Annotated in this window: 12 protein-coding genes; all 12 read right to left on the bottom strand. The window is 32.8% G+C overall.

Annotated features, from left to right (window positions below; all coding sequences use genetic code 11):
* The coding region (locus tag A9G23_RS08765; RefSeq protein WP_065587251.1) for an IS3 family transposase at positions 1 to 771 on the bottom strand (771 nt) is incomplete at its 3' end.
* Positions 771 to 1,028, bottom strand: coding sequence for a transposase (locus A9G23_RS08760; RefSeq protein ID WP_065587250.1), 258 nt, complete (start codon positions 1,026 to 1,028; stop codon positions 771 to 773). The genes A9G23_RS08765 and A9G23_RS08760, both read right to left, overlap by 1 nt.
* Positions 1,029 to 1,326: 298 nt before the next feature.
* The gene (locus tag A9G23_RS08755; RefSeq protein WP_065587249.1) at positions 1,327 to 2,121 is read right to left on the bottom strand and encodes a hypothetical protein; all 795 of its coding nucleotides are present in this window, start codon (positions 2,119 to 2,121) and stop codon (positions 1,327 to 1,329) included.
* A gap of 303 nt (positions 2,122 to 2,424) precedes the next feature.
* A complete protein-coding gene (locus A9G23_RS08750) occupies positions 2,425 to 2,859 on the bottom strand; it encodes a hypothetical protein (RefSeq protein ID WP_065587248.1) in 435 nt (144 codons plus the stop codon).
* A 2-nt stretch (positions 2,860 to 2,861) separates the two neighbouring features.
* Positions 2,862 to 4,382: a hypothetical protein gene (locus A9G23_RS08745; protein WP_065587247.1), complete on the bottom strand. Its 1,521-nt coding sequence runs from the start codon at positions 4,380 to 4,382 to the stop codon at positions 2,862 to 2,864.
* A gap of 117 nt (positions 4,383 to 4,499) precedes the next feature.
* Positions 4,500 to 4,943 carry a hypothetical protein gene (locus A9G23_RS08740; protein WP_141670029.1) on the bottom strand — a complete coding sequence of 148 codons (444 nt, stop codon included), beginning with the start codon at positions 4,941 to 4,943 and terminating at the stop codon, positions 4,500 to 4,502.
* On the bottom strand, positions 4,906 to 5,520 hold the full coding sequence (locus A9G23_RS08735) for a hypothetical protein (RefSeq protein WP_065587245.1): 615 nt from the start codon (positions 5,518 to 5,520) through the stop codon (positions 4,906 to 4,908). The genes A9G23_RS08740 and A9G23_RS08735 overlap by 38 nt, the downstream gene beginning before the upstream one ends.
* Positions 5,521 to 5,538: 18 nt before the next feature.
* Complete coding sequence (locus tag A9G23_RS08730) at positions 5,539 to 6,252, bottom strand: M23 family metallopeptidase (protein ID WP_065587244.1); 714 nt, start codon at positions 6,250 to 6,252, stop codon at positions 5,539 to 5,541.
* 242 nt (positions 6,253 to 6,494) lie between these two features.
* A complete protein-coding gene (locus A9G23_RS08725) occupies positions 6,495 to 7,184 on the bottom strand; it encodes a hypothetical protein (RefSeq protein ID WP_065587243.1) in 690 nt (229 codons plus the stop codon).
* A 14-nt stretch (positions 7,185 to 7,198) separates the two neighbouring features.
* Positions 7,199 to 7,687: a hypothetical protein gene (locus tag A9G23_RS08720; RefSeq protein WP_065587242.1), complete on the bottom strand. Its 489-nt coding sequence runs from the start codon at positions 7,685 to 7,687 to the stop codon at positions 7,199 to 7,201.
* The gene (locus tag A9G23_RS08715; protein WP_065587241.1) at positions 7,653 to 8,087 is read right to left on the bottom strand and encodes a hypothetical protein; all 435 of its coding nucleotides are present in this window, start codon (positions 8,085 to 8,087) and stop codon (positions 7,653 to 7,655) included. The genes A9G23_RS08720 and A9G23_RS08715 overlap by 35 nt, the downstream gene beginning before the upstream one ends.
* The coding region (locus A9G23_RS11280) for a M15 family metallopeptidase (RefSeq protein WP_141674928.1) at positions 8,059 to 9,542 on the bottom strand (1,484 nt) is incomplete at its 5' end. The genes A9G23_RS11280 and A9G23_RS08715, both read right to left, overlap by 29 nt.

Below are 9,542 nucleotides of genomic sequence, written 5' to 3'. Positions count from 1 at the left end.
CTCATGCGGTCTTTCGGTGTTATAAATCGTTAACCATTCTTCGGTTATTCTCCTTGCTTGTGCTAAGTTGTTAAAAAGATATAAATCGAGTACTTCAGTACGATAGGTGCGATTAAATCGTTCAATGTACCCGTTTTGATATGGGCTACCGGGCTCTATATAATCAATGGCTATATCATGTGATTTAGCCCAGTTTATAAAGGTTTTTCCTGTAAATTCTGGTCCATTATCGACGCGTATTTTTAATAGATAGCCATGATATTCAGCCAGTTTATCTAAGTAACGGGTAACTCTCCCTGCCGGTAAGCTTACTGCAATATCAATACCTAACGCCTCACGATTAAAGTCATCAATGACATTGAATGTCCTAAAGCGACGTTGATTACAGCTACTGTCACTCATAAAATCCATTGACCAACATTCACCTTGTTTATTAGGAACCAATAGCCTTTCTGGGCTTCGTGGAGGAATACGTTTTTTACGCTTTACCCTGAGATTAAGCTTTAATTCACAATACACCCGATATACCCGTTTATGATTCCATTTATAGCCGAGCTTTCTGATACGATTAAAGCATTTAGGAAAGCCCCAGCGTAAATGCCGGTCTGTGATAGCATTCAATACCGAAACAATCACCGAATCATCCTGTAACTTAGGTTGATAATAGTAAGCACAACGACTTAAGCCAACAATGGCACAACTCATAGCAATAGTAACCAAATGATTTTGTTGTAGTTGCTGTGCCCACGTTTTACGTGCTCCAGTTGGCACTAAAGCTTTTTTATGATTTCTTCCTGAAGCTGAGATTTTAAACTGAGCTCAGCAAACATCTGTTTAAGTTTACGGTTTTCGGCCTCAAGCTCCTTTAAATGTTTAATATCAGAGGTTTCCATACCACCGTATTTATCTCGCCATTTATAGAAAGTTGAATTCCCCATGCCATATTTACGGCAGAGTTCCTTGACAGGAATACCTGCTTCAGCTTCTTTTAAAATAGCGACGATTTGATGTTCAGTCATTTTTTTCATAATTAAATCCCCTTTACTTGTATCATAGAGAATTTTCTACTTTTTTGCTGTACTATTTTAGGGGATAGTTACATAATGACTCGTATCACTGACAAATTTTATCCCCCGACCTTGCTGGTAAAAACCAGTTGGTTTAGATGCTTGAATTAGTTTTGCGTCTTCTTCCACTAACAAAATTGTCTTTTTTATTTCTGGTAATTTATCTGATAATACTCAGATATTATTGATAAATTCAGGTAAATAATCATAGGTAAAGAGTTCTATGTGTGCTAAGTTTTATCTTTCCTATTTTTTATAATTAATCAAGGGAGAGAACTGTTATTAATTTTGTTTTACCGTTCTGATAAATAAAAGTATAAGTTGTTATGCCTCCTTGAAAATATTGAGTAAATTCTAGTTTATTTTTACCATACCATTTATAATCAATATCCACATCTCGGTCTTCATAGGTAACAGAGAAATTTTCGCCCACGTTAATTTTCTTTCTAAATACCTTATCAAGATCAAAACTCATTGCATTATAAACATCCAAAATAGTCATATTGTTATAATAGCAAATATCAGTATAACTCATATCAACTTGTTCTAATGCAATGCACTTTGTATTACTATAATAATTATTAAGGTTTTTCTCTTCTTGTTCTGGTAACCGTTGGTAAAAAACTAATTGTTTTTTATAAGTAACCATTAATTCATTGTTAGCAAGTTGGATAATATTCATGTAATCATTACGGTTACAAATTTCTGATAAACTATCTCTATCATTTGTATAAATTTTAGCGAAATTAGTAGTGGTTAGATGATATTCTTTTAATTCATCACTATAATTTTTTAAAAAATTATGTTTATTTAATTCATTATTTATATCGTCTTCACTTCCAGTTAATTCTTTAAAATCGCAACCTAAAAAGGTTATCTTTTGCTGATTATCTATAATCAAATTACTTAATGATTTTTTTATGTTTTTGTCTGTTTCAGGAGTTAATTTCTCATTGATTAATCTATAATAATTGTTATTTGAATCAAAATCTGATGCATAAACAACTTGTGATAATAAAATTAATAATAAGATTTTTAATATAATATTTTTCATACTTTTATTCCTAATTATTCAGGGTCAGCCCCAAAGCTGTTACTGTACCCTTCTTTTAATAATTAGAGGGTCTAATAAACCTGCACACTTCTGGTATGGTAAGTTTGCTCTATTGGTGAATGGATTTTTCAAATCTAAAGCGTTTTCACCTGAATAATATTCTAAATGCAACATATAAATAATGCGATCATCAATAATTAATAATGGTCTATATTTTTTGTTTGCTTAGAATTAATTTCAATGGCATGGCTACTTTTTGGTTATAAAATAACTTAAATGTCAGATTAAGCAAAAACTATTGCGCTAATCCTCTTTTATTGAACTAATTAACACTAGTTGATCATTAATAAAATTATAGTATCTTTTTCTGTAACCGTTTTTATCTTCATTTTCATCAGGATCTGCTATTATTCCAGAAATAACAATCAAGCTACTATCTAAATGATATTCTATTAAAAACTCGTTTTCTCCATTTTCATCTTCTATTAAATAAGCATTAGGTAAACCAATAACTTTGTTTGATAGTAAGTTGCTAATTTCTCCACAAATAGCACCACCACCACATCCATAGACCTTTACTAAATAATGATAAGCAAAGTTTGCATTTTTTATTTTTGTTTTAGTTTTAATAGTAAAATCGTTAAAATTTAAGTTAATATGCTCTTTCTCTTGAGCTATGCAAGTATAACTAATTGAAAACAGAATAAAACATAAAATAGAATACTTAAATATTTTCATATTTATCTCCAATTTCCGTTTTTCGATTCTCTCAATGCTTCAACCATTTGATCTGGAAGTATATGAGCCGAATTTAATCCATCACCTTGGTAGTATGATGAACCTTCAAAAGTAGCAACTCGTCCTCCACTTATTGCTTTACCTTTACGCACCCCAGCTGATGCAAACTCTTTAGCCCAATCATAAATTGCATCTTCAATATCACCATTATGTTCTAAATATTTTATTATGTTTTTTCTTTTAATTTTTATTAAATATTCTTCAAATAAAGTATCTTGTGTTTCTTTATTATATTTCAGTGATAAATCTAACTTTAAATAAGTTACAGCAGCTTTTAAAGTTTGTGGAATTATTTGAAAACGTCCTGCAGCAAATATTTCCCTTTTTGTCTGCTTATCAATTAATTCTTCTATTGTCATAGAGGTCAAGTTAGTATTAAAAAAAGCCCTTAATTTTGGTTTGGTTTGGTTATAAGCTGAATAATCATTATTGGATTCTACTTTTCCTAATAATAAAGCAAACGGGCTTTCTGCCCAACACTTCTTTTTTTCAATTATTTTAAAATAATCCACCATTGCCACGGGATGAATAAACCATGCCTTGCCGTCTGCGGATAGATTGGACAGTTTAGGGGTATTTGCTTCTGTGTTTGCTGTTGGGTTTTGCGCTTGTGCCTGTGCCACTTGTTTCCACCACAGTGACGGTTTAATGCGCTGCGCTTTTTCTAGTTGCCAGTTTGATTTGACATGTTCATGCGCTTCGTCTACCACGTCTAAGGCAAAATCACGGAGGTAAGGCTCGGTGATGCCCAGCTCATCTAATCCCGCTTCGATAAGTGCTTTTTGTTGTTGTTTTTCTTCTTCAAATAGCTCATCAATTTCGTTCCATTTGCTTAACGCTTCATCGGCATACCATTCGCTTTCATATTTCACCAATAAATGCCCTATCAACTCCGCTGTCCAGCTTCGGCGTAATCCTTCTTTTAAATCCCTATCCGTAAAAGTCGGCGGCGGTAGGTCTTTTTTTCGTTGGGTTGAATATATCAGTGTGCCCGTTAAGATTTGATGTAATGCCCGCATCGCTGGCGTGTAATCGGCTAAATCTAATTTCGCCACTTTATTCTTGCCTATCTTGTCAGATAATTCACCTATCGAGGCCTTTTCTTCTATTGTTTCAAAACCAGGCCAGTGCCATGGACTACGTCGTTTGATATGTGCTTGCGCATTGTCTTTTATATTCACCCAACCATGTATCGGTAGTGTTTGCTCATCCAGTGCCGTCACTTGGGCCCATTTTGTGTTTTCATCATCTATCGCTATCAAGCCGTCATTCTCTAATGAAATTAGGGACACAGTGCGAGGGTAACATACCGTATTACGTTTCTTTTCCTGTGGAGAAAGGTTGTCATCTAATGATAACGGAAAATCATGCCAATAACTTACGCTTGAATTGAGCTGCCCATCTTCGCCATTAAGGTGTAAGACTTTACTGGCGGCTATCCAGTACGGCTTGTTTTCAATCATAAAGCGAATCGTGAAAAAATCATCATCATTCGCAGGCTCAGAATAGACACTCGGTAACGTCGTATCTTGCCCCTTTCCGCCACGAATGAGTTCAGCTACATAATTAGCTCAGTACCATTAATAACTATCATAATCATTATTATCAATATAATTTCGACAATCTTTTATTTCTTTAGGTTTACACGCCCTTTGTTTTTTATATTCAAATTGGTTATTGTCTTCGTTCAGATATTCCCCCGATTTATACAGGCATTCGGTTTTGACCCGTTTGTAACGATTATTGCCTATGTATTGAAAATTATCGGTTAGCGATATATGATCATTCTCTTTTTTACTTGGGCAGGTTTTATAGCTAGTGGCAGTTTTTGCTTCGCGATCAAAACGAAAATCATTACCATCGAGATTTAATTTGACAAATTGTTGTTGGGTTTTGTCGTAAACATAATATTCTGCGGTGGTATTGGGCCCATGATATCTGTCTTTAATAAGACTAAAATCATTATTATCACCATCAAAATTATAATCAGAGTTTTTCGTGATTCGAGATATTAACATAGCCAAGAAAATCACACCCGTCGATGCCGTTAATGGTTTGAATAAGCTTACCATCATGTTTGCGATATATTTTGATACCGACTACGTTGCCAGTCGATTTTTTGAGTTTAGAAAACATCACTTTAAAATAAAAATCTTTGGAACTATTATTCTGTAAAAATTCAATATCGTTAAATTCTACTTCGCGCCATGTTCGTTCATCAATGGTATTATATTCAAATATTTTGTGTAAATTTACTTTGTCTCCGTTAAGAGTGTAGCCTGTGAGATTTTGATAGGCTTCAGTCCCATGATAAAAAGTGACATCATCAAAATTTTCAATATATATTTTATCTAATATGTTTTTAAAAGAAGAATCTTCGTAAGTAATTGTAAAATTAAACTTATCATTACGTTCTCTTTCGCTTATAAAACTTAAATGTTTAACTTGCTGCTCTTTACCTGCAATATAAAAAGCATATTCATCATCAAAATAAAATTCGGCGTTATCTTGCCCAATATTGCCAGTATAAATGCGAAAAATGGCATGGCTGATAGTGGGGGTTAAGAATAGGGTCAGCAATATACACTTTATATACTTCATATTGATATTCCTTATTTTTTATTTGGCGTTGTTATTTAAGTTTCGTTCTTTTTTTCTTCGCTTTTTTACTTTTCTCTGTTCATCTTCGTCTATTGGCTGTAAATTAACAAATAATGCAGGATTAATTTTAAAGCCTAATCTATTGGTTTGCGTATCATATGCGGTAGAGCGGTTACCTGTTATCTTCATTGCAATTTCAAAATGTAGGTGAGGATTAAGGCATTTTTTTGCATTACCGGTATCGCTAGTATAGCCAATTAAATCGCCAGACTTAACTTTATCACCCACTTCTAAGTCAGCACGTTTATCACTTAAATGACAATAGCGCAAATAAAAATGGTCAGCATTAATATTAAAATCCTTGGCTTGTTCAATTTCACCTTTATCACGAAACTCCAGGTCTGTCTCGTTTCGTGATTTTCTTAAATCCTCACCATTAACTTTAAGGACTAACACATTGCCGTATCCGTTATTCCCCTCATTTTTATATTGCACTATTTCACCATCTAAACAGGCATAACAAGGTGTATTTATATCGGCAAAGATATCTAAACCAGCATGAGCACAAGGTATTGTATTTTTAGGGTTATTTTTATCTAAACGAGTTCGAACGATACCAAAAGCACCATTTTGAGCCCTATCCGCACCACTAAAATTGTAATACGTCCTTTGTGGATTTTCTAAAGGTTCATGCCAGAGTTTTGCCGTTTCAATATTAAAATAATCCACCATCGCCACCGGATGAATAAACCATGCCTTGCCATCTGCGGATAGATTGATCAGTTTAGGGCTATCAGCATTAGCGCTCGTTTGATTGATGTTTGCTGTTTTATTTTGTGTGATTTTTAGTCTGGAGAAAGTTTAATTATTAATTTTGTTCTATTTTCTTGATTAATAAATGTGTAATAAGTCACCCCTCCATCAAAATATTGAACAACCTCTAGCCTATTTTTCCCTTTCCATTTATATTCAACCTAAACTCTCATATCATCATCTTCGTAAATACTGGAAAAATCTTCTCCTATTTTGATTTTTTTTCTAAATAAATTTGAAGGATCAAAACTCATTGCTTCATATACATCCAATATTGTCATGTTTTGATAATAACAAATATCAGTAATATCCATGTCAACTCGTTTAGTTTCAAGGCATTTAACATTATTATGATAATTATTGATATTATTTTCTTGTTCTTCTGATAAACGCTTAAAAAAAATCAATTCATTTTCGTAAGGTATCATTAGATTATTATTATCAAGTAAAATAATATTCATATGATCACTGCTATTACAAATATTTGATGAACTGTTTCTATCATTAGTATAAACTTTGATAAAATTTCTGAAGGTTAAATGATATTTTCTTAACTCATTATCATAATCTTTAAAAAAATCACTTTGATTTAATTGTTTATTGATATCTTCCCAACTTTCTTTCATTTGTTTAAAATCGCATCCCCAAAGAACTATTTTATCTTGATTCAAAAAAATCAGATTATCTAATTGTGTAACTAATAACTTGCCTTCTTTTGTTTGTAGAAGTTGTTCACTTAAATTATCTTTCATCAACATATAATAATTATTTTTAGCCAAATTAATATCTGATGCATAAGCAACATAAGGCAATAAAATTATAAACAAATTTATATACAAAAATTTTATCATTTTACTCCTCCAAATTATTGAGGTTCAGATGAAAATGAATTACGGTATCCTTCTTTTAATAATTCTAGAGGGTCTAATAAATCTGCACGCCTCTGGTATGGTAAGTTTGCTCTATTAGTTAATGGATTTTTCAAATCTAAACCGTTTTCACCTGAATAATATTCTAAATGCAACATATAAATAACGTGACCATCAATAGTTAATAATGGTTTATATTTTTTCGTTTGTTTAGAATTAATTTTAATTTCAATGGCATGGACACTTTTTTCACCAACTTTGAGCTCTTTTAATAATAATCCTGTTTTTGCAAGTACAGTACCTTGCTTAACAACATCGCCAACTTTAACATTAATACTTTTACGATCTACCTCACCATAACGAATAATAAATTGACATCCATTACTCGTTTTATGTTTTATTGTTATCTGATAAGTTTTACAACAAATCACGTATATTATTAATGATTCACTAAAAATCCCATGATAAACATTTTTGATTTTCATGAGCTTCTTTTAAAATTTGTTTGATAGATTTATAAATATCTTTTATTACTTGCTTTAAATCAGAGTCTAGCAATGAAGATTCAATAACTTGATCATTTTCAACATAAAAATCATAATTAACACTTAAAATATTGCGAAATTTTTCATAAATCGGGAGATCATAATAATCAAATTTAGCATTGATGTTATAATTATGAGGTTTACTTTTTATAACTTTAATTTTACTTGCAAATGTTTCTCCATAAACATTTAATACTAATTCGTTACTTTTTTTATAATCACAAATTAATTCTGCCCCTTCAGATGAAAAAGATTGAGTTTCAAAAACATCTGCATTAGCATTTCCAATAAGAAAGTAAAATATTAACATATTAATTAATATTGACATAACCTTCATCATCTATATCTCCAGCATTATATTTTTTTAAAAGTTGAGTAGCAGTAAAACCGTATCTAAATTCAAAGTGTGGATAATCTTTAAATGTAACCCAGTCCCCACCCCATAAAAAACCGTATGATTTTGCTATCTCTACAATTTCTTTTATTTTCGGGTGCTTATTGTCAAAATAAATGGCTTTTTTATCTAAAATTTCTACCACATCAATCGCCAATCCATAATTATGAAAACTATATCCACCTTTAACTTTTGTCACAATAGGATCTGAATTTTTCCTACCTTTATCGTAAAGTTTATTTTGTTCTTCAATAGACCTATAACCATCAGAAACCCTTAACTTTAAATTTAATTTGCTTTCAGCGTCATTTATAAAATCTAAAGTATGTTGACGAATTCTCGGGTGTAATAACGCAATTCTAGAGTTTGTAACACTATCCCAAGTTTCAGTTTTCTTATTTTCTATAACATTAAAATAATCCATCATCGCTACCGGATGAATAAACCATGCCTTGCCATCAGTTGATAGATTAGACAGTTTAGAGGTATTGGTATTGGTATTCGCATTGCTTTGTTCTGTGCTGGTTGTTTGATTTTGAGTTTGCGCTTGTGCTACTTCTTTCCACCACAGTGACGGTTTAATGCGCTGTGCTTTTTCTAGTTGCCAGTTTGATTTGACATGTTCATGCGCTTCGTCCACCACATCTAAGGCAAAATCACGTAGGCAAGGCTGGGTAATACCGAGTTTATCTAACCCCGCCTCAATAATTGCTTTTTGTTGTTGTTTTTCTTCTTCAAATAGCTCATCAACTTCGTTCCATTTGCTTAACGCTTCATCGGCATACCATTCACTTTCATATTTCACCAGTAAATGCCCTATCAACTCCGCCGTCCAGCTTCGGCGTAATCCTTCCTTTAAATCCCTATCCGTAAAAGTCGGCGGCGGTAGGTCTTTTTTTCGTTGGGTTGAATATATCAGTGTGCCCGTTAAGATTTGATGTAATGCCCGCATCGCTGGCGTGTAATCGGCTAAATCTAATTTCGCCACTTTATTCTTGCCTATCTTGTCAGATAATTCACCTATCGAGGCCTTTTCTTCTATTGTTTCAAACCCAGGCCAGTGCCATGGACTACGCCGTTTGATATGAGCTTGTGCATTGTCTTTTATATTCACCCAACCATGTATCGGTAGCGTTTGCTCATCCAGTGCCGTCACTTGGGCCCATTTTGTGTTTTCATCCTCTATCGCTATCAAGCCATCATTCTCTAATGAAATTAGGGACACGGTACGAGGGTAACATACCGTATTACGTTTCTTTTCCTGTGGAGAAAGGGTGTCATCTAATGATAACGGAAAATCATGCCAATAACTTACGCTTGAATTGAGCTGCCCATCTTCGCCATTAAGGTGTAAGACTTTACTGGCGGCTATCCAGTACGGCTTGTTTTCAATCATAAAGC

It is taken from the genome of Gilliamella sp. App4-10 (genome assembly GCF_001690495.1).
In the GTDB taxonomy this organism is placed as follows: domain Bacteria; phylum Pseudomonadota; class Gammaproteobacteria; order Enterobacterales; family Orbaceae; genus Gilliamella; species Gilliamella apicola_G.
The sequence above is the reverse complement of the archived record's forward strand: the minus strand, read 5'-3'. Positions and strand labels throughout refer to the sequence as shown.